At 64.4% G+C, this 25299-nt stretch carries 23 protein-coding genes; 20 read left to right on the top strand and 3 right to left on the bottom strand.

Features of this window, described 5'->3' with window-relative positions; translation table 11 throughout:
• The first annotated feature begins 164 nt into the window (after positions 1-164).
• The 3 genes from MRY80_RS24995 (at position 165) to cueR (ending at position 3498) form a co-directional block, all read left to right on the top strand.
• Positions 165-578 (top strand): thioesterase family protein, encoded by a 414-nt coding sequence (locus tag MRY80_RS24995; protein ID WP_346433422.1) that lies wholly within the window; start codon positions 165-167, stop codon positions 576-578.
• A gap of 128 nt (positions 579-706) precedes the next feature.
• The gene (locus tag MRY80_RS24990) at positions 707-3088 is read left to right on the top strand and encodes a heavy metal translocating P-type ATPase (protein ID WP_293294276.1); all 2382 of its coding nucleotides are present in this window, start codon (positions 707-709) and stop codon (positions 3086-3088) included.
• Positions 3089-3099: 11 nt separating this feature from the next.
• Positions 3100-3498, top strand: a complete 399-nt coding sequence (gene cueR / locus MRY80_RS24985; protein ID WP_293294274.1) for a Cu(I)-responsive transcriptional regulator — start codon at positions 3100-3102, stop codon at positions 3496-3498.
• Here the strand turns inward: cueR and MRY80_RS24980 are convergent.
• Together MRY80_RS24980 and MRY80_RS24975 are read right to left on the bottom strand one after the other, a co-directional pair.
• Positions 3495-4298, bottom strand: a complete 804-nt coding sequence (locus MRY80_RS24980; RefSeq protein ID WP_293294272.1) for a creatininase family protein — start codon at positions 4296-4298, stop codon at positions 3495-3497. The two genes, cueR and MRY80_RS24980, sit on opposite strands and share 4 nt — an antisense overlap.
• On the bottom strand, positions 4295-4708 hold the full coding sequence (locus MRY80_RS24975) for a RidA family protein (RefSeq protein ID WP_293294270.1): 414 nt from the start codon (positions 4706-4708) through the stop codon (positions 4295-4297). The genes MRY80_RS24980 and MRY80_RS24975 overlap by 4 nt, the downstream gene beginning before the upstream one ends.
• Before the next feature lie 234 nt (positions 4709-4942).
• Here MRY80_RS24975 and MRY80_RS24970 point away from each other — a divergent pair, with 234 nt between their 5' ends.
• Genes MRY80_RS24970 through MRY80_RS24940 form a run of 7 tightly spaced genes read left to right on the top strand, consistent with a single transcriptional unit; the run spans position 4943 to position 11529 of the window.
• A complete protein-coding gene (locus MRY80_RS24970; protein ID WP_293294268.1) occupies positions 4943-5938 on the top strand; it encodes an ABC transporter substrate-binding protein in 996 nt (331 codons plus the stop codon).
• 26 nt (positions 5939-5964) lie between these two features.
• Complete coding sequence (locus tag MRY80_RS24965; protein ID WP_293294372.1) at positions 5965-6777, top strand: ABC transporter ATP-binding protein; 813 nt, start codon at positions 5965-5967, stop codon at positions 6775-6777.
• Positions 6764-7633 (top strand): ABC transporter permease, encoded by an 870-nt coding sequence (locus MRY80_RS24960; protein ID WP_293294266.1) that lies wholly within the window; start codon positions 6764-6766, stop codon positions 7631-7633. Before MRY80_RS24965 ends, MRY80_RS24960 begins: the two co-directional genes overlap by 14 nt.
• Entirely contained in the window at positions 7633-8946 is a 1314-nt protein-coding gene (locus MRY80_RS24955; RefSeq protein ID WP_293294264.1) for a cytosine deaminase, read from the top strand. The genes MRY80_RS24960 and MRY80_RS24955 overlap by 1 nt, the downstream gene beginning before the upstream one ends.
• A gap of 3 nt (positions 8947-8949) precedes the next feature.
• Positions 8950-10356: an FAD-binding oxidoreductase gene (locus MRY80_RS24950; RefSeq protein WP_293294262.1), complete on the top strand. Its 1407-nt coding sequence runs from the start codon at positions 8950-8952 to the stop codon at positions 10354-10356.
• A 4-nt stretch (positions 10357-10360) separates the two neighbouring features.
• Complete coding sequence (locus tag MRY80_RS24945; protein WP_293294260.1) at positions 10361-10942, top strand: NAD(P)H-dependent oxidoreductase; 582 nt, start codon at positions 10361-10363, stop codon at positions 10940-10942.
• Positions 10942-11529, top strand: a complete 588-nt coding sequence (locus tag MRY80_RS24940) for an NAD(P)H-dependent oxidoreductase (RefSeq protein WP_293294259.1) — start codon at positions 10942-10944, stop codon at positions 11527-11529. The genes MRY80_RS24945 and MRY80_RS24940 overlap by 1 nt, the downstream gene beginning before the upstream one ends.
• Here MRY80_RS24940 and MRY80_RS24935 read toward each other — a convergent pair.
• Positions 11526-12605 (bottom strand): LacI family transcriptional regulator, encoded by a 1080-nt coding sequence (locus MRY80_RS24935; protein WP_293294258.1) that lies wholly within the window; start codon positions 12603-12605, stop codon positions 11526-11528. The genes MRY80_RS24940 and MRY80_RS24935 overlap by 4 nt on opposite strands.
• A 312-nt stretch (positions 12606-12917) precedes the next feature.
• Between MRY80_RS24935 and MRY80_RS24930 the strand changes: the two genes are divergently transcribed.
• The 10 genes from MRY80_RS24930 to hemA all read left to right on the top strand — a co-directional run.
• Positions 12918-14156: an ABC transporter substrate-binding protein gene (locus tag MRY80_RS24930; RefSeq protein ID WP_293294256.1), complete on the top strand. Its 1239-nt coding sequence runs from the start codon at positions 12918-12920 to the stop codon at positions 14154-14156.
• A gap of 123 nt (positions 14157-14279) precedes the next feature.
• Complete coding sequence (locus MRY80_RS24925) at positions 14280-15209, top strand: sugar ABC transporter permease (protein WP_293294254.1); 930 nt, start codon at positions 14280-14282, stop codon at positions 15207-15209.
• Positions 15202-16098, top strand: a complete 897-nt coding sequence (locus MRY80_RS24920; RefSeq protein WP_293294253.1) for a carbohydrate ABC transporter permease — start codon at positions 15202-15204, stop codon at positions 16096-16098. Before MRY80_RS24925 ends, MRY80_RS24920 begins: the two co-directional genes overlap by 8 nt.
• 4 nt (positions 16099-16102) lie before the next feature.
• Entirely contained in the window at positions 16103-17194 is a 1092-nt protein-coding gene (locus MRY80_RS24915) for an ABC transporter ATP-binding protein (RefSeq protein WP_293294251.1), read from the top strand.
• Positions 17195-17209: 15 nt separating this feature from the next.
• Positions 17210-19651 carry a glycoside hydrolase family 2 protein gene (locus tag MRY80_RS24910; RefSeq protein WP_293294249.1) on the top strand — a complete coding sequence of 814 codons (2442 nt, stop codon included), beginning with the start codon at positions 17210-17212 and terminating at the stop codon, positions 19649-19651.
• The gene (locus MRY80_RS24905; protein ID WP_293294248.1) at positions 19648-20337 is read left to right on the top strand and encodes a D-lyxose/D-mannose family sugar isomerase; all 690 of its coding nucleotides are present in this window, start codon (positions 19648-19650) and stop codon (positions 20335-20337) included. Before MRY80_RS24910 ends, MRY80_RS24905 begins: the two co-directional genes overlap by 4 nt.
• Before the next feature lie 21 nt (positions 20338-20358).
• Positions 20359-21114, top strand: coding sequence for a sugar phosphate isomerase/epimerase (locus MRY80_RS24900; protein ID WP_293294246.1), 756 nt, complete (start codon positions 20359-20361; stop codon positions 21112-21114).
• Positions 21115-21125: 11 nt separating this feature from the next.
• Positions 21126-22256 (top strand): Gfo/Idh/MocA family oxidoreductase, encoded by a 1131-nt coding sequence (locus tag MRY80_RS24895; RefSeq protein ID WP_293294371.1) that lies wholly within the window; start codon positions 21126-21128, stop codon positions 22254-22256.
• 70 nt (positions 22257-22326) lie between these two features.
• The gene (locus MRY80_RS24890) at positions 22327-23934 is read left to right on the top strand and encodes a glycoside hydrolase family 43 protein (RefSeq protein ID WP_293294244.1); all 1608 of its coding nucleotides are present in this window, start codon (positions 22327-22329) and stop codon (positions 23932-23934) included.
• 176 nt (positions 23935-24110) lie between these two features.
• Positions 24111-25299 (top strand): 5-aminolevulinate synthase (gene hemA, locus MRY80_RS24885; protein ID WP_293294242.1); only part of this gene is annotated, 1189 nt, incomplete at its 3' end.

Genomic DNA, 25299 nt, shown 5'->3' with positions numbered 1-25299 from the left:
TGCCACGTCGCTGACGCCGGACCACAATGGCGCGATTCATCGCTGCTTCGGGCGGCGGTGGAATGTCTCGGGGAGGGAGGCCGGGCGCGCCTGCGTCCGGCGCAACAGGATGTATTTGCGAATGACAGGGCGGCGTTGTGATGGGTGATCGGCCGAAACCGACAATGCGCGCGGACTATGCCGTCTTCCGGGTCATCACGACCCGGTGGATGGACAATGACGTCTACGGCCACATGAACAATGTCGTGCATTATTCGCTCTTCGACACGGCCGTGAATGGCTGGCTGATCGAGAACGGCCTGCTTGACCCGACCAGCAGCGAAACGATCGGTCTCGTTGTCGAGACGGGCTGCCGCTACCATGCCGAGATGGCGTTTCCCGACACCGTCCACGCAGGCATCAAGGTGACCCGGCTCGGCACGAGCTCGGTGCGATACGAGGTCGGCCTCTTCCGCAATGACGAGGAAACGGCCGCTGCCGAGGGCTTCTTCGTGCATGTCTATGTGGATGCGAAGACACGCCGGCCGGCGCCGCTCGATGCGACGTGCCGGGAGGCGCTGGAGCGCCTTCAGGTCTGACCTCGGCAGGGCATCTGGTCCAGCTGCGCGACGCTCAGGCGCAGAAAAAGGGCATCGAAATAAAGGCGCTTGACCTTCCAGTTACTGGAAGCCCTATCTCAGGGTTGCCAAGACTGGAAGGTTTGACGATGGACCATCACGATCACGCTCATCACGAGCACAAGCATGACGGCGGCTGCTGCGGTTCCGCCAAGACGGAGACCCCGCCGCCGGATGGAGCGACCGCCATCGATCCCGTCTGCGGAATGACGGTGAAGCTGAACGCCGGCAAGCCCTCGTTGAAATACAAGGGCGAGGAGTATCATTTCTGCAATCCGAAGTGCTACGACCGCTTCGAGGCCGATCCCTATTTCTTCCTGTCGGGCAACAACAAAAAGAAGAAGAAGACCGCGCCCGCCAACGCCCTCTACACCTGTCCGATGGATCCGGAGATCGTCAAGGAAGGGCCCGGCACCTGTCCGATCTGCGGCATGGCGCTGGAGCCGATGAGCGGCGTTTCGGAAGGGCCGAACGAAGAGCTGATCGACTTCACCCGGCGTCTCTGGGTCAGCGCCGGCGCGGCGATCCCGCTCCTGATCCTGACCATGGGCGCGATGGTCGGCCTGCCGGTGCGCGAATGGATCGGCGAGCGCGTCGCCCTCTATGCCGAATTCGTGCTGGCGACGCCGGTGGTGCTGTGGGCGGCACGGCCGTTCTTCCAGCGCGGCTGGATGTCGATCGTGACGCGCAACTTCAACATGTGGACGCTGATCATGCTCGGCGTGGCGGCGGCCTATGCCTACAGCGTGGTGGCGACCTTCGTGCCGGGACTGTTTCCCGACACCATGCGCATGGCCGGCGGTCATGTGCCGGTCTATTTCGAGGCCGCGGTGGTGATCATCGCACTGGTCTTCGTCGGTCAGGTGCTTGAACTGCGTGCCCGCGAACGCACCGGCGACGCCATCAAGGCGCTGCTCGACCTTGCGCCGAAGACGGCGCGGCGCATCACGCCCGACGGCGACGAATATGACGCGCCGCTGGACAACATCATCGAAGGCGACCGGATGCGCGTGCGGCCCGGCGACAGCATCCCTGTCGATGCGGTCGTGCTGGACGGCCACACGGCGGTCGACGAGAGCATGATCACCGGCGAACCGGTGCCCGTGGAGAAGTCCGAAGGCGACACGGTCACCGGCGGCACGATCAACAAGAACGGCACGCTGGTGATCGAGGCGACGAAGGTCGGTTCGGACACGATGCTCTCGCATATCGTCGAGATGGTCGCGTCGGCGCAGCGCTCGCGTGCGCCGATCCAGGGTCTCGCCGACCGCGTGGCCTCCTATTTCGTGCCGGCGGTCGTCAGCGTCGCGGTCCTAGCCTTCGTCGCCTGGCTGGTCTGGGGCCCGCAGCCGGCGTTCGTCTTCGCCATCGTGTCGGCCGTTTCGGTGCTGATCATCGCCTGTCCCTGTGCGCTCGGTCTGGCGACGCCGATGTCGATCATGACCGCCACCGGACGCGGCGCGCAGGCCGGCGTCCTGGTGCGCGAGGCCGGTGCGCTGGAACGCATGGCGGCCGTCGACACGGTGATCGTCGACAAGACCGGCACGCTGACCGAAGGCAAACCGAAGCTGACTGATGTCGTCGCGCTCGGCTCAGTTTCCGAGGACGACGTGCTCGCTCTCGCCGCGGCGCTTGAGAAGGGGTCCGAACACCCGCTGGCGGAGGCGATCGTCTCTGGCGCGTCGGAGCGCGGCATCGCCGCCGGTTCGGCTTCGGGCTTCGAGGCGCTCACCGGCAAGGGCGTGAAGGGCTCTGTCGGCGGCAGGGCGGTTGCGCTCGGCAATGCGGCGATGATGGAGGCCGAAGGCGTCCAGTCCGGCGCGGCTGCGCAGAAGGCCGATGCGTTGCGCGGCGAGGGCAAGACCGTGATGCTCATCGCCGTCGACGGCGAGATCGCCGGTCTCGTGGCGGTCGCCGATCCGGTCAAGCAGACGACGGCCGGCGCCATCAAGGCGCTCCACGAGGCGGGATTGCGCGTCATCATGGCGACCGGCGACAATGAGCGCACGGCCAACGCCGTGGCGGCCGCACTCGGCATCGACGAGGTGCGCGCCGGCGTCCTTCCCGAGGACAAGCAGGCGCTTGTCGCGGAACTGCAAGCCCAGGGGCGCAGCGTCGCCATGGCCGGAGACGGCGTCAATGACGCGCCGGCGCTGGCCGCGGCCGATGTCGGCATCGCCATGGGCACCGGAGCCGACGTGGCGATGGAGAGCGCGGGCATCACGCTCCTGAAGGGCGACCTGCAGGGCGTGGCCAAGGCGCGCAAGCTGGCGCAGGCGACGCTCGCCAACATCCGGCAGAACCTGTTCTTCGCCTTCGCCTACAACACGATCGGCGTTCCGGTGGCGGCCGGCATTCTCTATCCGCTGACGGGCACGCTCCTGTCGCCGATGATCGCGGCTGCGGCGATGAGCCTGTCGTCGGTCTCGGTGATTTCGAACGCGCTGCGGCTGCGGTCGCTGAAGCTCTAGGGGAGGTGGCGATGAATATCGGAAACGCGGCCGAGAAGGCCAGCCTGCCGGCCAAGACGATCCGCTATTACGAGGAGATCGGCCTGATCACGCCGGGACGGGCGGAAAACGGCTATCGCGACTACTCCGACAACGACGTGCACCGGCTGCGTTTCCTGCAGCGCTCGCGCAGCCTCGGCTTCACGATCGACGAATGCCGGCTCTTGTTGTCGCTCTATGACGACAAGCAGCGCGCCAGCGCCGACGTGAAGGCGATGGCGCTGGAGAAGGTCGCCGAGATCGAGCGCAAAATCGCGGACCTGCAATCGCTGCGCGACACGCTCTCGACGCTCGCGCGCCATTGCCACGGCGACGGCCGGCCGGATTGTCCGATCATCGACGATCTGGCCGGGGAGGGCGTTTCCGCCTAGCTCTTCGCGACGATCCAGTCGGCGAGTTTGGCCTGGGCCATGTCGCCGATCAGTTCGACGAAGCCTTTCGCCTGGTGTTCGGCGGTCAGGCGGCCCTTCTCGGCCGTGGCCTTGGCCGCCTCGCCGATGGCGCCGGCCGGATTGACGTCGGGGGCGATCCAGGCGAAGGCGTTCGGGCCGGTATGGGCGATGTGGGTGAACTGCTGCTGGGCCGCGGCGACACGGGAGGTGAAGTCCTCGGCCTTGTCCATCTTCACCGTGTCGGCGGTGAAATGCAGCATCAGCGACGTCTCGACGTCGCCGCCATGGATGCCGTATTTGCGCTCGTAATCGCCATAGAGGTTCTCCGGCAGGCCGAAGCGCATCCAGGAGGTCTTGGCGACCATCATGTCGTGGCGCACGCGCAATTCGCGCGCGACGATCCCCATGACCTCCTCGTTGCCGCCATGCGAATTCACGATGACGAGCTTTCGGATTCCGGCACGGGCGACCGAGGCGCCGAGATCGCACCAATGGTCGATCAGCGTCGTCGCCGAGATGGTGAGCGTGCCGGGCGAGCGGATGTGCTCGTTCGACTTGCCGACCGACTGGATCGGCAGAACGCGCATGTCGACCCCGTCCGGCATCAGCGGGAAGACGGTTTCCAGCATGCCGGCCATGATCGAGTGGTCGGTCGAGACCGGCAGATGCGGGCCGTGCTGTTCGGTCGCCGCGATGGGCAGGACGGCAATGACGGCATCCGCGTCGAGATTGTCGAATTCGCGCGACGTGAAGTCGCCCCACCAGAAACGCCGGGTCATTTGCCGCTCCCTTCGCCAGTCGTTGCGGGTCCGGCCGCGATCACCTCGATCTCGACCGTGAATTCGGGTCTCGCAAAGCCGGAGACGATCATCAGCGTCGAGGCGGGGGCCGGATCGGCGAACAGTTCGTCGCGCACCGCCATGTAGGGCTTCAGATGTTCGCGCCCGGTGACATAGGCGTTGATGCGCACGATGTCGCCAAGCCCGAGCCCGGCATCCTTCAGGATCGATTCGACATTGGCGAAGCAGAGCCGCGTCTGGGCTTCCGTTTCGGCAGGAATGCCGTCGTCGGTGTCGATGCCGAGCTGGCCCGAGCAAAACACGAGGCGCATGCCTTCCGGCACTTCGATTCCATGGCTGTATTTGGCGAAAGGCGGCCGGATGTCGGCCGGGGTGAGGTGCGTGAACAAGGGCTTCTCCGCTCGATTGCGGGCCCATAATGCAAAGCGCAAAGGCAAACACAAGCGTGCTGTTTTTTTGAGCATCTTGCGCTAATACTGGGCTGGCCCGGAAGGGGGCATTGTGGGGCGCACAGTGGATTTGATGCCTCCCGGGCGTTGCTGCGGGTGGCATATCACTTGCATTCGGGACCGAGGATCAAACGCATGGCGCTCACGACCATGCATCAGCAGAGAGGTGTGAACATGAAACGGATTCTTCTGGCAAGCACGGCCGTTTTCGCGGTTCTTTCAACGCAGGCTGGCGCTGCCGAGAAGGTGACCTTCGGCACCAACTGGCTCGCTCAGGCCGAGCATGGCGGCTACTACCAGGCGGTTGCCGACGGCACCTATGAAGCGTGCGGCCTCGAGGTCGAAATCATGCCGGGCGGACCGCAGGTTTCCGGTCGTCCGCTGATGCTGGCCGGCAAGATCGACTTCTACATGGGCGGCAACCTCCTGCAGGCCTTCTCGGCCGTCGAGCAGGAGATCCCGCTCAAGGTCGTCGCGGCGCATTTCCAGAAGGAGCCGCAGGTGCTCATGAGCCATCCCGGCGAAGGGTTGGACACCTGGGAAGAGCTGAAGGATGCCGAGCAGTACATCCTCGGCGACGAGGGCTTCCAGACCTACTTCCAGTGGATGATCAAGGATTTCGGCTTCGACGCCTCGAAGCGCATTCCCTACACCTTCAACCCGGCGCCCTTCATCGCCAACCCGAAGTCGGTGCAGCAGGGCTACGTGACCTCCGAGCCCTATGCGGTCGAGCGTGAGGGCGGTTTCAAGCCGAACCTCTTCCTCCTGGCCGACTACGGCTTCACCACCTACGCGACCACCGTGGAAACCATGCAGAAGACGATCGACGAGCGTCCGGAAGTCGTGGCCTGCTTCGTCGATGGCTCCGCCAAGGGCTGGTACAACTATCTCTACGGCGACAACGCCGCCGCCAACGAGATGATCAAGAAGGACAATCCGGACATCACGGACGAGCAGATCGCCTTCTCCATCGAGAAGATGAAGGAATTCGGCATCGTCGATTCCGGTGACACCGAGACCATGGGCATCGGCGCGATGACCGCCGAGCATATCGCCGAGTTCTACGGCAAGATGGTCGATGCCGGCGTCATGGCTGCGGGCATCGACATCGAGAAGGCCTACACGCTGGACTTCGTCAACAAGGGCGTCGGGCTCGACCTGAAGAAGTAACTGCGAAAAGGCATTTCCTCGTGGACATGCAACTGGCCGAAAAGCCTCAAACCGGCGGGGCGCAGCTTATCCTGCGGTCCGTCGGCAAGACCTTCGGAAATGATGTCGTCGCTCTGAGCGACGTCAACATGACCATCAATCACGGCGATTTCCTCAGCCTTCTGGGTCCGTCGGGCTGCGGCAAATCCACCGCGCTCCGGCTGATCGCGGGCCTGTCGTCGCCGACCTCCGGGTTGCTCGACTGGCACGGCGCGCCGATGGGCAAGGCCGATATCGGTTTCGTCTTCCAGGAGCCGACGCTGATGCCCTGGGCGAGCGTCTTCGACAATGTCTGGCTGCCGCTGCGCCTGCAGGGCGTGTCGCGCGCCCAGGCCGAGCCGCAGGTGAAGAAAGTCCTCGCGCAGGTGAACCTGACGGGCTTCGAGGACGCGGTGCCGCGCGAACTTTCCGGCGGCATGAAGATGCGCGTGTCGATCGCGCGCGGGCTGGTGACGCGGCCGCGCGTCCTGCTCATGGACGAACCCTTCGCCGCGCTCGACGAGATCACCCGCTTCCAGCTGAACAGCGACCTTCTGGCGCTGTGGGAACGCGAGCGCTTCACCGTGATCTTCGTGACCCACAGCGTGTTCGAGAGCGTCTTCCTGTCGAACCGCATCGTCGTCATGGCCGCCCATCCCGGCCGCGTGTTCGGCGAGATGGTGGTGGACGCGCCTTATCCGCGCGACGAGAAGTTCCGGACGTCGGAGGCCTATGCGCATCTGACGCGCAAGGCGTCCTCGCTCCTGCGCACGGCAATGGGTCTGGAAGGCGAGGGAGGGGGCGATCATGTCCTCCACTGAAGCCACACCGCAGGGCGGTGACCTGACCGTCATGGTCGATGCCGAAGAGGCGCGCCGCGCGCGTCAGCGCAAGCTCGAGAAGACGGGCAAATGGGTGCTGCCGATCCTGATCATGGTGCTGGCGATCGTCATGTGGGACCGGATCTGCGTCTGGAACGAGATCCCGCGCTACATCCTGCCGCGCCCGGGCGAGGTGCTTGCGACGCTCATCGCGGATAGCGGGCTGCTGTTTTCCTCGCTGGTGACCACGCTCAAGATCACCTTCCTGTCGCTGGCGCTCGCCGTGATCGGCGGCGTCGGGCTCTCGGTGCTGTTCACGCAGTCGAAGTGGATCGAGATGAGCTTCTTTCCGTTCGCGGTCGTGCTGCAGGTGACGCCGATCGTGGCGATCTTCCCGCTGATCAACATCTATGTGGACAACCAGACCGCCAAGCTCCTGCTGTGCGCCTGGATCGTCGCCTTCTTCCCGATCCTGTCGAACACGACGCTTGGCCTGAACTCGGTCGATCGCAACCTGCTGGACCTGTTCAAGCTCAACGGCGCGTCGCGCTGGCAAACGCTGTGGCATCTGCGGCTGCCCGCTTCGATGCCCTATTTCCTCGGCGGATTGAAGATCGCGGGCGGTCTGTCGCTGATCGGCGCTGTCGTCGCCGAATTCGTCGCGGGCGCGTCGGGCCAGTCCTCGGGGCTTGCCAGCCGCATCATCGAGGCCGGTTATCGCCTGAACGCGCCGCGGCTCTTCGCCGCGCTGATCCTGATCTCGTTCACGGGCATTCTCATCTTCCTCGTACTGAGCTGGTTCGCGAACCGGATCCTGCATCGCTGGCACGAGAGCGCGCTGAAACAGGAGCATTGATGTCTGGCGGTACCATCCTTCGAACCGATACGGGTTTCACGCTGCATCGGGCGAACCTGCACGAATCCTGGATCGACGATGCGGGCGGCGAACATGATCGCGACGGCTTCGCGGTTTACGACCTGACCGTCGAGAACGGCCGCATCGCGGCGATCACGCCTTCGGGCATACAGAGCGAAGGCGCAGAGAACGATATGCGTCGCCGTGTCGTCATGCCCGCTTTCGTCGATTGCCACACCCATCTCGACAAGGGGCACATCTGGCCGCGCCGTCCCAATCGCGACGGCTCGTTCAACGGGGCGCTGGAGGCGGTCGGCGCCGACCGTCCCGCCAAGTGGACGGCCGAGGACATCGAGGCGCGCATGGAATTCGCGCTGAAATGCGCCTGGGCGTACGGCACGAAGGCGATCCGCACCCATCTGGACTCCCTGCCGCCGCAGGAGACGATTTCCTGGCCGGTCTTCGAAATGATGCGCGAGCGCTGGGCGGGGCGGATCGATCTGCAGGGCGCGTGCCTTTTCGGCATCGACACGGGGCGCGACGAGGCCTGGTTCAACACGCTGGTCGACCGTGTCCGCAAGGCCGGCGGCGTGCTCGGCGCGGTGACCTACATGGTGCCGGACATGGACGAGTTGCTCGACATGATCTTCCGCGCCGCAATCGAGCATGATCTGCATCTCGATTTTCACGCCGACGAAACGGACGCCCTTGAAGCGGTCTCGCTGCGCAAGATCGCAGAGGCGGCGAAGCGGCACGGCTATGAAGGTCGCATCCTGATCGGCCATTGCTGTGCGCTCGCCCGTCAGCCCGACGACGAGGTGCTGCGCACGCTGGACGCCGTTGCCGACTGCAACATTTCCGTCGTCTCTCTGCCGATGTGCAACATGTACCTGCAGGACCGTCGCTTCGACGGGACGACGCCGCGCTGGCGCGGCGTCACGCTGTTGCACGAGATGAAGGCGCGCGGCATCAACGTCTGCGTCGCCTCCGACAACACCCGCGACCCCTTCTATGCCTATGGCGATCTCGACATGATCGAGGTGTATCGCATGGCGACGCGGACGATCCATTTCGATCACCCCGTCGCGGACTGGCCGAAGACGGTGCTGGCCAATCCGGCCGGGGCGATGGGATTGGACGAGAGCTACGGCAAACTTGTGACGGGCGGGCCCGCGGATTTCGTGATCTGCGAGGGACGCTCCTGGACCGAGGTGCTGTCACGCCCGGAGAGCGGGCGCATCGTGGTGCGTGGAGGCGCGGTGATCGACCGCACGCTGCCCGCCTATGAGGAACTGGATCATTTGATGGAGTGATGAATGGCTGACTTGCAGGCACTCAAGGCGGATATCGACGGGATCAAGGTCGAAGACAACGACAAGATCGTCCAGCAGAAGAGCCGCGATTTCTACTGGTACTCCCCGGTTCTCAAGGAGCGCCTCGATCATGTCACCGGCGACCTGATCGTTTCGCCGAAGACCGAGGAAGAGCTGATCCGCGTGCTGAAGGCCTGCTACAGGCACGGCGTTCCGGTGACGCCGCGCGGCACGGGCACCGGCAATTACGGCCAGGCCATGCCGCTTTCGGGCGGTGTCGTGCTGTCGCTGGCCGACATGAACGAGATCAAGGAGATCGCTCCCGGTCGGGCGGTCGTCGGTCCGGGCGTCATCTGCTCCGACCTCGACAAGGCGGCGCGCGAGCACTCCGGCCAGGAGATGCGCATGCACCCGTCGACCGCGCATACCGCGACCGTCGGCGGCTTCATCGCCGGCGGTTCGGGCGGGATCGGGTCGACGCGCTGGGGCGGCCTGCGCGATTTCGGCAATGTCATCCGGCTGCGCGTCGTGACGATGGAGGAGGAGCCGCGCGTCCTCGAACTGACGGGCGCGGACCTGCACAAGGTCACGCATGCCTACGGCACGAACGGCATCATCAGCGAGGTCGAGCTGCCCCTGACGTCGGCCTATGACTGGGTCGACGTGATCGTGGCCTTCGACGATTTCATGGAAGCGGCCACCTATGCGAACACGCTCGGCCGCCTCGACGGCGTCCTGCTGAAACTCAACACCGTGGTCTCGGCGCCGGCGCCGTTCGATTATTTCAAGCGCCACCAGAAGTTCCTGAAGGAAGGCGAAAGCGTCGTCATCTGCATGGTCGCGCCACAGTCGCTGGACGCATTCCTCGCCTTCACGGCGCGCGAGGGCGGCCGGGTCGCGTTCAACAAGGCGGCCATGACCGAGGAGGAGCTTCGGGGTCTGCCGATCGCCTACGAGCTTGCGTGGAACCACACGACGCTGCGCGGGCTGCGCATCGATCCGGCGATCACCTACTTGCAGGTGCTCTACCCGTTCCCGAACCAGCTGGCGCTTGTCGAGAAGCTGCACGGCATGTTCGAGGGCGAGATCATCGACCATCTGGAGTTCGTGCGCTTCGACGGCGACATCACCTGTTTCGGCCTGCCGATGGTGCGCTATTCGACCGAGGAACGGCTGGAGGAAATCATGGCGACCTTCAACGCCGAGGGCGCGCCGATCTTCAATCCGCACCGTTACACGCTTGAAGAGGGCGGCATGAAGCAGACCGACGACATCCAGTTGGCCTTCAAGCGCGAGGCCGATCCGAAGGGCCTCTTGAACCCCGGCAAGATGATCGCCTGGGAGAACCCGGAATACGATTACGACACGGGCGGCGTGTGGCTGTTCAAGGGTCTCCAGAAAGCGGGTTGAAGCGATGCGCGTTCTGGTGCTGCATGCCCATCCGGTCGCTGAAAGCTACAACGGCTTCCTGCACGGATTGATCGTCGAGCGGCTGAAGGCCAAGGGTCACGACGTCGATGACTGCAACCTCTATGCGGAGGATTTCGACCCTCGGCTGACGCGCGAGGAACGTCTCGCTTATCACGATATCGGCCCGAACATCGAACCGGTGAAGGGCTACGTGGAAAGGGTGCAGGCGGCCGAGGCCTTGGTGATGAGCTATCCGGTGTGGAACTTCGGCTATCCGGCGATCCTGAAAGGCTTCTTCGACCGGGTTTTCCTGCCGGGCGTGTCGTTCAAGATGGCCGACGGCAAGGTGAAGCCCTGCCTGCACAACATTCGCAAGGTGGGCGTCGTGACGACCTATGGCGGGTCGCGCCTGCGCGCGGTGCTTGTCGGCGATCCGCCGCGCAAGTCGGTCAATCGCGTGCTGCGGGCGATCGTCAAGCCGGCCGCGCCGTTCACCTATCTGGCGCATTACGACATGAACCGCTCGACCGATGAGACGCGCCAGCGCTTCATCACGAAGGTCGGAGAGGCGATGGACGCCTTTTGATGCGCCTCCTCGTGGTCTACTGCCATCCGGTTCCCGAGAGCTTCGGTGCGGCCCTGCGGGATGTCGTCGTCAAGGCGCTGACGGAAGCCGGCAACGACATCCGTCTGCTCGACCTCTATGCCGAGGGGTTCGATCCGGTGATGGGCTGCGACGAGCGACGGATCTACAACGAGATGGATCGCGGCCAGCATCCGGTTCCGGAGCATGCGGCTCATCTGGAGTGGGCCGAAGGGATCGTCTTCGTCTATCCGACATGGTGGTACGGGCTGCCCGCCATGCTGAAGGGGTGGCTCGACCGGGTCTGGACGCCGGACATCACGTTTTCCATCGCGCCGGACACGAAACGCATCCGGCCGATGATGCAGCATATCCGCAAGCTCGCCATCGTCACGACCTGCGGCGCGCCGCGCTGGTGGTCCTACATGGTCGGACATCCCGGCAAGCGCACCATCATGCGCGGCATGCGTGCCCTGTTTGCCCGCCGCTGCAAGACGCTCTTCCTCGCCCACTACCTCATGGACGTCTCGACCCCGCAGTCGCGCGCGGATTTCCTCGCTCGCGTCGAACGCAGGATGCGCGGCTTCTAGACCGCCGCGCGGGCGGTGGGCGTCGCCGCCTCGAGATCGTCGGCCGGCGCGTCGGGATAGGACAGGTAGTGCAGATCGCTCGCGGGCACGCCCTCGATCGAGCGGATCACGCAGGTCGCGAGATCCCGGCCGCCCTGGCGCACGTCCTCGTTGATGACTTCGATGTCCTGGCGGAACCGCTTCAGGATGTTGGTGTGCTGCTTGGACACGATGTGCACGTCGCGCCCGACGACGAAACCGGCCTCTTCGATACCGGCGGTGGCGGCGATGGCGGCGCTGCCGCTGCTGCAGACGATGCCGTCGGGGCGTTCGGGCGACCGCATCATCTCGCAGACGCCGGATTGCATCGTGTCGAGATTGTCGTCGACCGTGATGGTGTCGATGAGCGTCTGCTGGATGCGGTGTTCGCGCAGGCCGGCGGCGAAGCCGGTCTTGATGTGGCGGGCATAGGTGAGGATGTCGGGCGGGGCGATGAGGGCGGCGCGCCTGACGCCGTGGCGGGCGAGCCTGGCGACCGCGTCGCGGCCGAAGCGCTCATTGTCGAAGTCGTGCCACGGGTGTTCGATGCCCATGTCGGTGCGCCCGTGCGTCGCGAACGGCATGCCGTGTTCGGTGAGGTAGCGCACGCGCCGGTCCTGCAACTCCATGCGCGACAGGATGATGCCGTCGGCCGAGCCGGTCTCGACGACATATCGGACGGGGTCCATCGGGTCGTTCTGCAGGGAGTAGGGGGTGACGACGAGGTGATAGGGCGTGTCGCGCAGCACTTCGGAGATGCCGAAGACCATCTGCGACGTCAGGCCCATGACCTCCTCCTCGGTGTTGAGGACGAGGCTGATGACATTCGTCTTGCCCGTGCGCAGGCGCACGCCGGCGCGGTTGGGGCGGTAGCCGATCTGCTTGGCGACCAGCCGCACGCGGTCTTTCGCCTCCTGCCCGATGTCGGGGGCGTCCTTCAGGGCGCGCGAGACGGTGGTGATCGAGTAGCCGGTGATGAAGGCGATCGATTTGAGGGTGGGTGGGCCCGCAACGAGATCCGCCGCATCTGCCTCTTTTTTCTGTGTTTTTCTTGCCATTGCAGTGCGGCCCCTTAGCCTGCGGCGGACTATAGGCCGCCCGGCGGGCCTGATTCAACACCTTCGCGCCGCGTCTGCACAAACGTTAAAGTATGTTGCATTGCGAAGCGCCGTGCTGCGATGCCGAAGCCGGGTATGTATGAGGCGGGCATCGAGGCCGAAATTCCTATCAAAAACATGATTTTAAAAGGCTTTCCTGCCGAAAATTTCAATTTATTCGAGGCTCGAAGAATTTTTTCCAAAGCTGGTTGCGCGGCGAAATCGCTTGGCATACAGTTTTACTGCAACGTTACAGTTTTCAGGGAGGAGAACATGCGTTTACGTGGAATGATTGCGGCGCTGGCCGCTTCGGCCGTGCTGCCGGTCGCCAATGCGGGTGCGGTCGATCTGGAGGTCACCCACTGGTGGACGTCCGGCGGCGAGGCTGCCGCGGTCGCCGAATTCGCCAAGGCGTTCAACGAGAAGACCGAGCACAACTGGGTCGACGGCGCGATCGCCGGCGGTTCGGGCGCGGCCAACCCGGTCATCGCCAACCGCATTCTCGGCGGTGAGCCGATGGGCGCGACGATGATGAACACCGGCCGCGACGCCGAGGAAATGGTCGAAGCCGGCCTGATGCTCGACATCACGGACGTCGTCGAGGCAAGCGGCGTTCTCGACGTGGAATCGGCCCCGGGCCTGTTCGAGAACTGCAAGTTCGAGGGGCGCTATTACTGCGTTCCGGTGAACATCCATTCCTGGCAGTGGATGTGGACGTCGCGCACCGCCTTCGAGAAGGCCGGCGTGGAGCCGCCGAAGGATTGGTACGAGTTCGTCGCGGCGGTGCCGAAGCTCAAGGAAGCCGGGATCATCCCGCTGGCGATGGGGCAGCAGTCCTGGCAGTCGTCGGGCGCGTTCGGCGTGCTGGAAACCGGCCTGGGCGGCGTCGATCTGAAGATGAAGATCTATCGCGACCGCGACATGGATGCCGCGGCCGGCGAAGAGATGGGCAAGATCATCGAGGCCTTCGGCGCGGCGCGCGAATTCGCGGCCGACAGCGCCGTGCAGGACTGGAACCAGGCGACCAATCTCGTCATCACGGACCAGGCTGCCGCGCAGATCATGGGCGACTGGGCGCAGGGCGAGTTCTCGGTGGCGGGTGAAGTCGCCGGCAAGGACTATGACTGCCTTCCGGGTCTCGGCCTGCACGAGATCCTCGATACGGGCGGCGACAGCTTCTACTTCCCCGTCAGCAAGGACGCCGAGGTCGAGGCCGCGCAGAAGGAACTCGCGGCGCTGCTGATCTCGCCGGAAGTCCAGGTTGCGTTCAACCTGAAGAAGGGGTCGCTGCCGGTGCGCAACGACGTCGACCTGGAGGCGGCCAACGCCTGCATGAAGAAAGGTCTCGAAATCCTCAAGGCCGGCAACGTCATGCCGAACACCGAACAGTTGAACAATCCGGACACCGAAGGTCGTCTGGAGGATCTCTGGGTCGAGTTCTGGTTCGACAAGTCGATCACGCCGGAAGAGGCACACAAGCAGTTCGTGCAGATCATGTCCGAAGCCGAATAGGCGAGGGCGCCGTACGCAGGGCGGCCGGACCCTGGTCCCCGGCCACCTTGCCCGCGCCGTGGCGTCGCCCTTCGGGGGCGCCACGGCTGCGGCGGACAGCATGCTGTGTGAGGAGATCGTTTCTTGGCTGAAGTTACCGCCGTGTCGTCAGCGTCGTCCGCGCGCACGAAGGGCCGTCCCAACCCGCTGACGCGCAACCTGACGGCCAAGATCGCGGCCATTCCGATGGTCCTGACCGCATCGGTCATCTTCGTCGGCTGCACCATATGGACGGTCGTCTATTCATTCACATCCACGCGCTCGATACCGCGGCTGAAATTCGTCGGCTTCGACCAGTATGAGCGCCTGTGGTCCACCAATCGCTGGCTCATCTCGATCGAGAACCTGGCGATCTACGGCATCCTCTCGGCGATCTTCTCGCTGGTGATCGGCTTCGTGCTCGCCGCGCTGCTCGACCAGAAGATCCGTTTCGAAAACACCTTCCGCACGATCCTGCTCTATCCGTTCGCGCTGAGCTTCATCGTCACCGGCCTTGTCTGGCAGTGGATCCTCAATCCCGATTTCGGCATCCAGAAAGTGGTGCGCGATCTCGGCTGGGAGGGCTTCGTCTTCAATCCGCTCAACAATGCCGAAACGGTGATCTACGGCGTCCTGATCGCAGGGCTCTGGCAGGGAACGGGCCTGATCATGTGCCTGATGCTCGCCGGCATGCGCGGGATCGACGAGGACATCTGGAACGCCGCGCGCATCGACGGCATTCCGAAATGGAAGACCTATGTCTTCGTCATCATTCCGATGATGCGGGCGGTGTTCATCACCACGCTCGTGCTCATCGCGAGCGGCATCATCAAGGTCTACGACCTCGTGGTCGCGCAGACCTCCGGCGGGCCGGGCATCGCTTCCGAAGTGCCCGCCAAATATGTCTACGACTTCATGTTCGGCCGGACCAATCTCGGCCAGGGCTTCGCCGCCTCGACCATGATGCTCCTGTCGGTGCTGATCGTGCTGATCCCCTGGGCCTATCTCGAATTCGGAGGAAAACGCCGTGACTGACGCCGCGCTTGACGCTCCGCGCGGGCCGAAGCCCCGACCCGCCCTCTCACGCCGAAACGTCTTTCTGTACGGCACGCTGCTGGTGGTCTCGGTCTATTACCTGCTGCCGCTTTACGTGATGATCGTCACCTCGTTGAAGGGCATGCCCGAAATCCGCCTCGGCAACATCTTCTCGCCGCCGGTGGAGGTGACGTTCGAGCCTTGGGTGAAGGCGTGGTCGTCGGCCTGCACGGGTCTCAACTGCGACGGGCTCAGCCGCGGCTTCTGGAACTCGGTGCGCATCCTTGTTCCGTCCGTGGTGATGTCCATCGCGATCGCATCGGTGAACGGCTATGCGCTGGCGAACTGGCGGTTCCGCGGTGCAGACCTGTTCTTCACGATCCTGATCTTCGGCGCCTTCATCCCCTATCAGGTGATGATCTACCCGATCGTCATCCTCCTGAGGGAGGTCGGGCTCTACACCGACCTGTTCGGCCTGGTGATCGTCCACACGATCTTCGGCATGCCGATCCTGACGCTCCTGTTTCGCAACTACTTCACGACCGTGCCGGAGGACCTGTTCAAGGCCGCCCGGGTGGATGGCGCCGGTTTCTGGGGCATCTATTTCCGGATCATGCTGCCGATGAGCCTGCCGATCTTCGTGGTTGCGATCATCCTGCAGGTGACGGGCATCTGGAACGACTTCCTGTTCGGCGTCGTCTACACCAAGCCCGAAAACTATCCGATGACGGTGCAGCTCAACAACATCGTCAACTCGGTGCAGGGCGTGAAAGAATACAATGTGAACATGGCCGCGACGCTCCTGACCGGCCTCGTTCCCCTCGTCATCTATTTCGTTTCCGGCAAGCTCTTCGTGCGCGGCATCGCAGCCGGCGCGGTGAAAGGTTGACCCCATGTCCAGTGTGTCCGTCCGTGACATTTCCCTGAATTTTGGCGCCATCCGCGTGCTGCAGGATCTCAATCTCGAAGTGGAGGAGGGCGAGTTCCTGGTGCTGCTCGGCCCGTCCGGCTGCGGCAAGTCCACGCTTCTCAACTGCATTGCCGGTCTGCTCGACGTCTCCGACGGCCAGATCTTCATCAAGGGCCGCAACGTCACCTGGCAGGAGCCGAAGGACCGCGGCATCGGCATGGTGTTCCAGTCCTACGCGCTCTATCCGCAGATGTCGGTTGAGGGGAACCTCAGCTTCGGTCTGCGCAACCAGGGCATGGCGCGCGACAAGGTGCGCGAACGCGTCGACCGGGCGGCGAAGATGCTGCAGATCGAAAACCTGCTGGCGCGCAAGCCGGCGCAACTCTCGGGCGGACAGCGTCAGCGTGTCGCGATCGGCCGGGCGCTGGTGCGCGATGCCGAGGTGTTCCTGTTCGACGAGCCGTTGTCCAACCTGGACGCGAAGCTGCGCTCCGAACTGCGCGTCGAGATCAAGCGCCTGCACCAGAAGCTCACCAACACGATGATCTACGTGACGCATGACCAGATCGAGGCGCTGACGCTGGCCGACCGCATCGCGGTCATGAAGGGCGGCGTCATCCAGCAACTCGACGTGCCGCACACGATCTACAACCGGCCGCGCAACCTCTATGTGGCCGGATTCATCGGCTCTCCCTCGATGAACTTCCTTGACGGAGAGATCGTGGCGCAGGATGGCGGGCTCGTGTTCCGCCTGGGGTCGCACGAGGTGCCGTTGCAGGACTATGTTGCCGATATCGACCTGCGGCCGGCGGCGAACGCCGTGTTCGGCGTCAGGCCGGAACATGTCGAAGTCTTCCAGGGCGATGCCGACGGCTCCAAGCCGACCTTTCCGGCGGTCGTCGATCTGGAGGAGCCGATGGGCGCGGACAGCCTGGTCTGGATGACGCTCGAAGGCCAGCAGCTCTCGGCCCGCGTGGAGGCGTCACGCCGGTTCCGTCGCGGAGACGAGGTGCGCGTCGCATTCAATCTGCCGATGACTTCGGTTTTCGACAGGCAAACCGAAGACCGCATGTAGGGCATTGCGCCGATCATGAATGCAGGGACCTCATCAGTCGCGGCCGTGTCGCAGCAGGCACCGGGATCGCTCGATCTCGCCGGATCGTGGGCGCTCGCCGACGGGCAGGGCGGTCATGCGACGACGATCGCGCTTCCCGGCGACGTGCATTCGGCGCTTCTCGCGGCGGATTTGATCCCCGATCCCTATGTCGGGCGCAACGAATACGACGTGCGCTGGGTCGCTGAGCGCGACTGGGTGCTGTCGCGCGAATTCGAACTGGCGGATCCGGCTGTCACGCTGGTGATCGACAGTCTCGACACCGTGGCGGAGATTCGCGTCAACGGGGAACGCGTTCTGGAAGCCGCCAACGCGTTCCGGACATGGCGGGCCGACCTCTCTCGTGCCGCCGTCGTCGGGACCAACCGGATCGAGATCGTCATCCGGTCAAGCGTCGCCGCGGCTGAGGAGCGGCAGGCCGCGCAGCCCTTCTACGTCCCCTGGCACAAGGGCAATTGCCCGATCCCGAACGGCAACATGCTGCGCAAACCGCAATGCGATTTCGGCTGGGACTGGAACATCGCCCTGGCGCCGCTCGGCGTTCACGGTGCCATCCGCCTGGAGCCGACGCGTCAGGCGCGGCTCGCCGGGGTGACGGTCGCGCAGGCGCATGGCGAGGGTCGCGTCACGCTCACCCTGACTGCGAGGATCGAGGGCGAAGCGTCTGGAAACGGAATCGAATTCGCGATCGGCGGCCAGTCCGTCAGCACGACGGTGGACGGCGATCGGGCCGTCGCCGAGATGGTGATCGAGGCGCCGGATCTCTGGTGGCCGGCGGGGGTCGGGGCGCAGACCCTGCACGACCTTGTCGTGCGCATGGACGATCAGATCTTGCGTCGCCGAGTCGGGCTGCGGGCGATCGACCTTGTCGTGCAGGACGACGCTGCGGGAACCGCCTTCGGCTTCCGCGTCAACGGGCGCGATGTCTTTGCGCGCGGGGCCAACTGGATCCCCGCCGACGCGCTGCCCGGCCGGATCACGCCGGAGGCGACGCGCGACCTCCTGCAATCGGCCGTCGATGCCAACATGAACATGATCCGCGTGTGGGGCGGGGGGCGCTACGAGCCGGACTGGTTCTACGACATATGCGACGAACTTGGCCTGTTGGTCTGGCAGGATTTCATGTTCGCCTGCAATCTCTACCCCGCCACGCCGGAATTCCTGGCCGAGGTCGATGCCGAGGTCCGCGAGGCCGTGCTGCGCATCGCGCACCATGCCTGCCTGGCGCTCTGGTGCGGCGACAACGAGCTTCTCGGCGCGCTCAACTGGTTCGAGGAAAGCCGCAACAACCGCGACCGGTATCTCGTCGCCTATGACCGCCTCAATCGCACGGTCGAGACGGCGTTGAAGGAGACGGCGCCGGACGCCAATTGGTGGCCGTCATCGCCGTCGCCGGGATATCTGAATTTCGGCGACGCCTGGCATGACGACACGTCCGGCGACATGCATTTCTGGTCCGTCTGGCACGAGGGCAGGGATTTCGAGCATTACCGCGACGTTTCCCCGCGCTTCTGCTCGGAATTCGGTTTCCAGTCCTATCCGTCGATGGAGGTCATCCGGTCGTTCGCCGAGCCGAAGGACTTCAACATCGCGGCACCGGTTCTGGAAAGCCACCAGAAGAACGCCGGCGGCAATGCGCGCATCGCCGAGACGATGTTCCGCTATTTCCGCTTTCCGCATGATTTCGAGAATTTCGTCTACCTGTCCCAGGTGCAGCAGGGGCTGGCGATCAAGACCGCCGTCACCCACTGGCGCAGCCTCAAGCCGCATTGCATGGGCACGCTCTACTGGCAATTGAACGACACCTGGCCGGTGGCGAGCTGGTCGTCGCTCGACCATGGCGGCGGCTGGAAGCTCCTGCATCACATGGCGCGCCGGTTCTTCGCCCCGGTGACGGTCTGCGTCGTGCCGGAGGCGGAAGGTTTCGTGCTGAAGGGCGTCAACGACACGGGCGCGCCGGTTTCCCTGTCGCTCGAGGCCATCGCCGTCACGCCGGCCGGTGATGAGCGCACGCTCGGTTCGACGGAGGCGGTCGTCTCGCCGGATGCGGCGCAGGCGCTGCTGTCCGTCCCCGCGCTTGCCGGGGACGAGGTGCTCGTCTGGACGTGGCGGTCTTCCGACGGCGGCGCGGGCATGGATCTGCATGCGCCGAAGCCGTTCAAGTCCTACGATCTGCAGGCGCCCTCGATCTCGCTGGATGTCCGCGAGGACGGGCCTTTGCGGCATTTGACGTTACGTACGGAAACGCCCGCCTTCTTTGTCGCGCTGGAAGCCGATATACCGGGTCGATTCTCCGACAACGCCTTCCCGCTTCTGGCGGGCAGGGATGCCGAGATCACCTTCGCGCCGCGCGACGGCGGCAGGCCACCCCGCTTCACCGTCCGCGATCTGTACTCTGCAACATACGGTTCGCCATGAAACGCTCCATCATCAACGACATTATACACGAAAGCGACGCCTTCATCCGCTCATTCGGCTATGTCATGCCGCCTTTTGCCTACTGGTCTCCGCAGGAGATGAAGGCAAAGACGGCGAGCGACAGTGCCCGCATTCTCGAGCACCGGCTCGGCTGGGACATCACCGATTACGGCCAGGGCCGGTTCGACGAACTCGGCCTGTTCCTCTTCACCGTGCGCAACGGCAACAATTCCAATGTCGAGCGAGGCCGGGGTATGCTCTATGCCGAGAAGATCATGATCTCCGGCGAGAACCAGATCTCGCCGATGCATCGGCACGTTCTGAAGACCGAGGACATCATCAACCGCGGTGGCGGGACCCTGGTGCTGGAGCTGTTCAAGGCCAATCCGGACGGTTCCATCAGCGACGATGCCGAAGTCCGTGTCCTGACCGACGGCTCGCTTCGCAGCCTGCCGGCGGGCGGGCATCTGAAGCTCGCGCCGGGGGAGAGCGTGACGCTCGAACCGGATACCTGGCACGCCTTTTGGGGCGAGGGCGGCAAGGTCCTGATCGGCGAGGTCTCCAACGTCAATGACGACCTGACGGACAACATTTTCCGCGAACCCATCGGCCGTTTCTCGCAGATCGAGGAAGACGCCGACCCGTTGCATCTGCTCGTTTCCGATTACGACACTTGGCTCCGATGAGCCGCATCGAAGGATGTCTTCATGACCGCGTTTTCCTACCAGCTCTACAGTTCCCGCAACTTCCCGCCGCTTGCGGATACGCTTCGCATGCTGGGCGCGCTCGGATACGCCCAGGTCGAGGGGTTCGGCGGGCTGTTTGCCGATCTGGAAGCGCTGGACGAGCTGAAGCGCGATCTCGGCGCTAACGGCCTTGCCATGCCGACCGGACATTTCGGCCTCGACATGGTGCGTGACCAGCCGGATCGGGTGCTCGCGATCGCGGAGGCTCTCGGGATCGAGGCCGTGTTCGTGCCGGCCGTGCCTGCCGAAGAGCGTGAGAAGGATGCCGCCGGCTGGCGGGCGCTGGGCGCGGATCTCGCCGCAGCGGCGAAGCCCTACTGGGAGGCCGGCCTGTCTTTCGGCTGGCACAATCACGCCTTTGAATTCGTCGAAACGGAAACCGGGGAAATGCCGCTCGATCTGATCCTCGCCGGCGATCCCCGTCTGGTGCTGGAGTTCGACGTCGCCTGGTCGGTGAAGGGCGGGCAGGATCCGCTGGTCTGGATCGAGAAATACGCGGATCGCATCGTGGCCGCCCATGTCAAGGACATCGCCGCGGAAGGCGAGTGCGTCGACGAGGATGGCTGGGCCGATGTCGGCCATGGCGTCATGGATTGGCCGACGATCATGGCGGCGCTGCGCAAGACTCAAGCGCGCTGGTTCGTCATGGAGCATGACAATCCCACCGATCATGCCCGCTTCGCGCGTCGCTCGATCGAATCCGCCCGGACGCTGTGAGGATGACTGCGATGGAAAAGCTCGGCGTCGGCATCATCGGATGCGGTAACATCTCGACCGCGTATCTGCGCCTGGCGCCTCTGTTCAAGGCGCTGGAGGTTCGTGCCGTCGCCGACGTCAACATGGGCGCCGCGAAGGCGAGGGGGGACGAGTTCGGGGTCAAGGCGGCCTCTGTCGACGAATTGCTTGCGGCCAAGGACATCGACGTCGTCGTCAATCTGACGGTTCCCGACGCGCATTTCGCAGTCACCCGCTCCATCCTGGAAGCCGGCAAGCACGCCTATTCCGAAAAGCCGCTGGTGCTGAGCCTGGAGGACGGCGAGGCTTTGCGCGCGCTGGCGCAGGCAAAGGGGCTGCGGGTCGGCTCGGCGCCGGACACGTTCCTCGGCGGCGCACACCAGCTCGCCCGGGCAGAGCTCGACGAAGGCCTCATTGGCGACGTCGTGGCCGGCACCTGCCACGTCATGTCGCATGGCATGGAGCACTGGCATCCCAACCCGGACTTCTTCTTCAAGCCCGGGGCCGGTCCGGTGCTCGATATCGGGCCGTACTACGTCACCAACCTCATCCAGCTGATCGGCCCGGTGAAGCGGGTTGCCGCGCTGACGTCATCGGCCACGCCGACCCGCACCATCCTGTCGCCGCCGCGCAAGGGAGAGATCATCACCGTCGAGACGCCCACGAACATCCACGCGCTGCTGGAATTCGAAACGGGCGCGACGATCACCTTGTCGGCGAGCTGGGATGTCTGGGCGCATCGCCATGCCAATATGGAGCTCTACGGCGTGGACGGCTCTCTCTTCCTGCCCGACCCGAATTTCTTCGGCGGCGATGTCGAACATGCCGGCCGCGACGGCAAGATTGCGCCGTTGCCCAAGTGGGACCACCCCTTTGCCCGCGCCAACGAGGATCACCCGGCCGGAGCGAGGGCGAACTATCGCGCGGCCGGGCTTGCCGACATGGCGCAGGCGATCGTCGAAGGGCGCGACCACCGCTGCTCGCTCGATCTCGCGATCCACGCCGTCGACGTGATGACCTCGATCCTGAAATCTGGCGAGACGGGCGCGTTCGTGGAGTTGTCGACGCGTTGCGAACGGCCGGCGGCCCTGTCGCCGGACGAGGCTCGCGCGCTGATGGCCTGACTAGGTTTCAAGACGTCATGGGGGAGGAGGCGCAGATGGTTTGCATGTTCGTGAAAGGGGCGAGAGCGCGATGATCCGCAATCCGATCCTGCCCGGCTTCAACCCCGATCCGTCCTTTTGCCGGGTCGGAGAGGACTACTACATCGCGACATCGACCTTCGAGTGGTATCCGGGCGTGCCGATCCATCATTCGCGCGATCTTGTGAACTGGACGCTGGTCTCGCGGCCGCTCGACCGCGCGGCGTTGCTCGACATGCGCGGCAATCCCGACAGTTGCGGAATCTGGGCGCCATGCCTCTCCCATGCCGACGGCCGGTTCTGGCTGGTCTACACGGACGTCAAGCGGCTCGACGGCAACTTCAAGGATGCGCACAATTACATCACGAGTTGCGAGACGATCGACGGCCGGTGGTCCGATCCCTGGTATGTGAATTCGTCGGGCTTCGACCCGTCGCTGTTTCACGACGAGGACGGGCGCAAATGGTTCGTCAACATGCAGTGGAACCATCGCGGTCCCGGGACCGGCGGTAACCCGAAGCACGCCTCCTTCGACGGCATCCTCTTGCAGGAATGGAGCCCGCAGCAGGGGCTCATGGGGCCTGTGAAGAACATCTATGCGGGCACTGACCGCGGGCTGACGGAAGCGCCGCATCTCTTCAAGCGCAAGGGTTGGTATTACCTGACGACCGCCGAGGGCGGCACGGGCTACGGCCATGCGGTCACGATGGCGCGGTCGCGCAGCATCGACGGACCTTACGAGGATCATCCGCACAAGCATCTGATCTGCACGGCCGCAGACCCTGAACATCCGATCCAGCGCACCGGTCACGGCCAGTATGTGGAGACCCATTGGGGCGAAATCTATCACACCTTCCTGATGGGACGTCCGATTGCCGGGCCGGACGGGACAGGGCGCTTCTGTCCGTTGGGGCGTGAAACGGGGATCGAGCGATGTGTCTGGGGCGAAGACGACTGGCTCTATCTGGGAGAGGGCGGATTGCTGCCGCGGCTCGACGTGCCGTCGCCGACCGTTACTCAGCCTGAGCCGCCGCAGCCGATCTGCCGTGTTTTCGACGGCGACAGCCTTCCGATGGAGTTCCAGTGGCTACGCACGCCCGACACCGATCGCATCTTCAGGCTTGACGGTGGCGCATTGACGCTGATCGGCCGGGAGAGCGTCGGGAGCTGGTTCGAGCAGGCGCTGGTGGCCCGTCGCCAGGAGCATCTCGTCTACGCAGCCGAGACCGATGTGACCTTCGAACCCGAGACCTACCAGCAGGCGGCCGGCCTGACGACCTATTACAATCGGCACAAGTTCCACGCCTTGCTGGTGACCAGCGAGCCGGATGTCGGTCGAGCGCTGACGATCCTGTCTTGCAGTGGCGACTGGCCGGATGGCGCGTTGACGCAACCGCTGCAGACGCCCGTGCCGATTGGCGAAGGGGCGGTGGAACTGCGTGTGGAGGTCGACCACGCGAGCCAGCAATTCTTCTGGCGGCAGGGTGGCGATGACTGGCAGGCGGTTGGCCCCGTGCTCGACGCCTCGGTGATTTCCGACGAAGGCGGACGCGGCGAGCATGGCTCGTTCACGGGCGCCTTCGTCGGCATGCTCGCTTTCGATATCACCGGACAGGGCCGGGAGGCCCGCTTTTCGCGGTTTGATTATCGTCCGGGCTGATTTTCCTGCCGGGTTCGCGCGCCCGTCAAATCAAGAGCTTGCCTGTCAATCCTGAAAGATTGATTCCGGTCTGGACCCTCGCGGGCGTGCTGGCTATGGGTGCGGTGCAGCAACGAATCCCGGTTGACGTGCCGGGAGGCGTGTCGCATTTTCCTTCAACACATAGGGAAATCGCTATGCATTTCGAGAATTTCTTCTCCGATCGTTTGTCGACATTGCGCGATGACGGGAACTATCGCGTGTTTGCGGATCTCGAGCGCCATGCGGGTCAGTTCCCGAAGGCGACGCGCTACCGCGCCGACGGCTCGACGCAGGACGTCACGGTGTGGTGCTCGAACGACTATCTGGGCATGGGCCAGAACGAGAAGGTCGTCGCCGCGATGCACGAGGCGATCGACAAATGCGGCACCGGGGCAGGCGGCACGCGCAACATTTCCGGCACCAACCACTATCATGTCATGCTGGAGCGCGAGCTGGCCGACCTGCATGGCAAGGAAGCCGCGCTGATCTTCACCTCGGGCTATGTCTCCAACTGGGCCGCGCTCGGCACGCTGGCCTCTAAGATTCCCGGCGTCATCGTCTATTCGGATGCGCTGAACCACGCCTCGATGATCGAGGGCATCCGCCATTCCCGTTGCGAGAAGCGCATCTTCAAGCACAATGACTGGCGCGATCTCGACCGGCTGATGAGCCAGGACGATCCGGCGGCGCCGAAGCTGGTGGCCTTCGAGAGCGTCTATTCGATGGATGGCGACATCGCGCCGATCGCCGAGATCTGCGACATCGCCGACAAGCACAATGCGATGACCTATCTGGACGAGGTTCATGCGGTCGGCATGTACGGCCCGCGCGGCGGCGGTGTTGCCGAGCGCGAGGGCCTGATGGACCGGGTGACGGTGATCGAGGGGACGCTCGGCAAGGCCTTCGGCGTGATGGGCGGCTACATCACCGGATCGTCGAACCTGATCGACTTCGTGCGGTCGTTCGCGTCCGGCTTCATCTTCACGACGGCGCTGCCGCCGGCGCTCGCCGCCGGCGCGACGGCCTCGATCCGGCATCTGAAGGAAAGCCGTGCCGAGCGCGAGATGCACAAGGCCAATGTGGCGCAGGTGCGCGCGGCGCTGGATGCGCGCGGCATCCCGCACATGCCGAACCCATCGCACATCGTTCCGGTGATGGTGGGCGACGCGAAGAAGTGCAAATGGATCTCCGACATCCTCCTGGACCAGTACGGGATCTATGTGCAGCCGATCAACTATCCGACGGTGCCGGTGAAGACGGAGCGGCTGCGCATCACGCCGACGCCGCTGCACACGCAGGCCGACATCGACCATCTGGCCTCCGCGCTCTGCGACCTCTGGTCTC

The organism is Oricola sp., from assembly GCF_022763245.1.
Lineage (GTDB): Bacteria > Pseudomonadota > Alphaproteobacteria > Rhizobiales > Rhizobiaceae > Oricola.
The sequence above is the reverse complement of the archived record's forward strand: the minus strand, read 5'-3'. Positions and strand labels throughout refer to the sequence as shown.

Excerpts from the sequence above, each read along its gene's own strand:
- MRY80_RS24995 (WP_346433422.1), top strand. The coding sequence starts at position 165 with ATGCGCGCGGACTATGCCGTCTTCCGGGTCATCACGACCCGGTGGATG.
- MRY80_RS24990 (WP_293294276.1), top strand. The coding sequence starts at position 707 with ATGGACCATCACGATCACGCTCATCACGAGCACAAGCATGACGGCGGC.
- cueR (WP_293294274.1), top strand. The coding sequence starts at position 3,100 with ATGAATATCGGAAACGCGGCCGAGAAGGCCAGCCTGCCGGCCAAGACG.
- MRY80_RS24980 (WP_293294272.1), bottom strand. The coding sequence starts at position 4,298 with ATGACCCGGCGTTTCTGGTGGGGCGACTTCACGTCGCGCGAATTCGAC.
- MRY80_RS24970 (WP_293294268.1), top strand. The coding sequence starts at position 4,943 with ATGAAACGGATTCTTCTGGCAAGCACGGCCGTTTTCGCGGTTCTTTCA.
- MRY80_RS24965 (WP_293294372.1), top strand. The coding sequence starts at position 5,965 with ATGCAACTGGCCGAAAAGCCTCAAACCGGCGGGGCGCAGCTTATCCTG.
- MRY80_RS24960 (WP_293294266.1), top strand. The coding sequence starts at position 6,764 with ATGTCCTCCACTGAAGCCACACCGCAGGGCGGTGACCTGACCGTCATG.
- MRY80_RS24955 (WP_293294264.1), top strand. The coding sequence starts at position 7,633 with ATGTCTGGCGGTACCATCCTTCGAACCGATACGGGTTTCACGCTGCAT.
- MRY80_RS24950 (WP_293294262.1), top strand. The coding sequence starts at position 8,950 with ATGGCTGACTTGCAGGCACTCAAGGCGGATATCGACGGGATCAAGGTC.
- MRY80_RS24945 (WP_293294260.1), top strand. The coding sequence starts at position 10,361 with ATGCGCGTTCTGGTGCTGCATGCCCATCCGGTCGCTGAAAGCTACAAC.
- MRY80_RS24940 (WP_293294259.1), top strand. The coding sequence starts at position 10,942 with ATGCGCCTCCTCGTGGTCTACTGCCATCCGGTTCCCGAGAGCTTCGGT.
- MRY80_RS24935 (WP_293294258.1), bottom strand. The coding sequence starts at position 12,605 with ATGGCAAGAAAAACACAGAAAAAAGAGGCAGATGCGGCGGATCTCGTT.
- MRY80_RS24930 (WP_293294256.1), top strand. The coding sequence starts at position 12,918 with ATGCGTTTACGTGGAATGATTGCGGCGCTGGCCGCTTCGGCCGTGCTG.
- MRY80_RS24915 (WP_293294251.1), top strand. The coding sequence starts at position 16,103 with ATGTCCAGTGTGTCCGTCCGTGACATTTCCCTGAATTTTGGCGCCATC.
- MRY80_RS24910 (WP_293294249.1), top strand. The coding sequence starts at position 17,210 with ATGAATGCAGGGACCTCATCAGTCGCGGCCGTGTCGCAGCAGGCACCG.
- MRY80_RS24905 (WP_293294248.1), top strand. The coding sequence starts at position 19,648 with ATGAAACGCTCCATCATCAACGACATTATACACGAAAGCGACGCCTTC.
- MRY80_RS24900 (WP_293294246.1), top strand. The coding sequence starts at position 20,359 with ATGACCGCGTTTTCCTACCAGCTCTACAGTTCCCGCAACTTCCCGCCG.
- MRY80_RS24895 (WP_293294371.1), top strand. The coding sequence starts at position 21,126 with ATGGAAAAGCTCGGCGTCGGCATCATCGGATGCGGTAACATCTCGACC.
- MRY80_RS24890 (WP_293294244.1), top strand. The coding sequence starts at position 22,327 with ATGATCCGCAATCCGATCCTGCCCGGCTTCAACCCCGATCCGTCCTTT.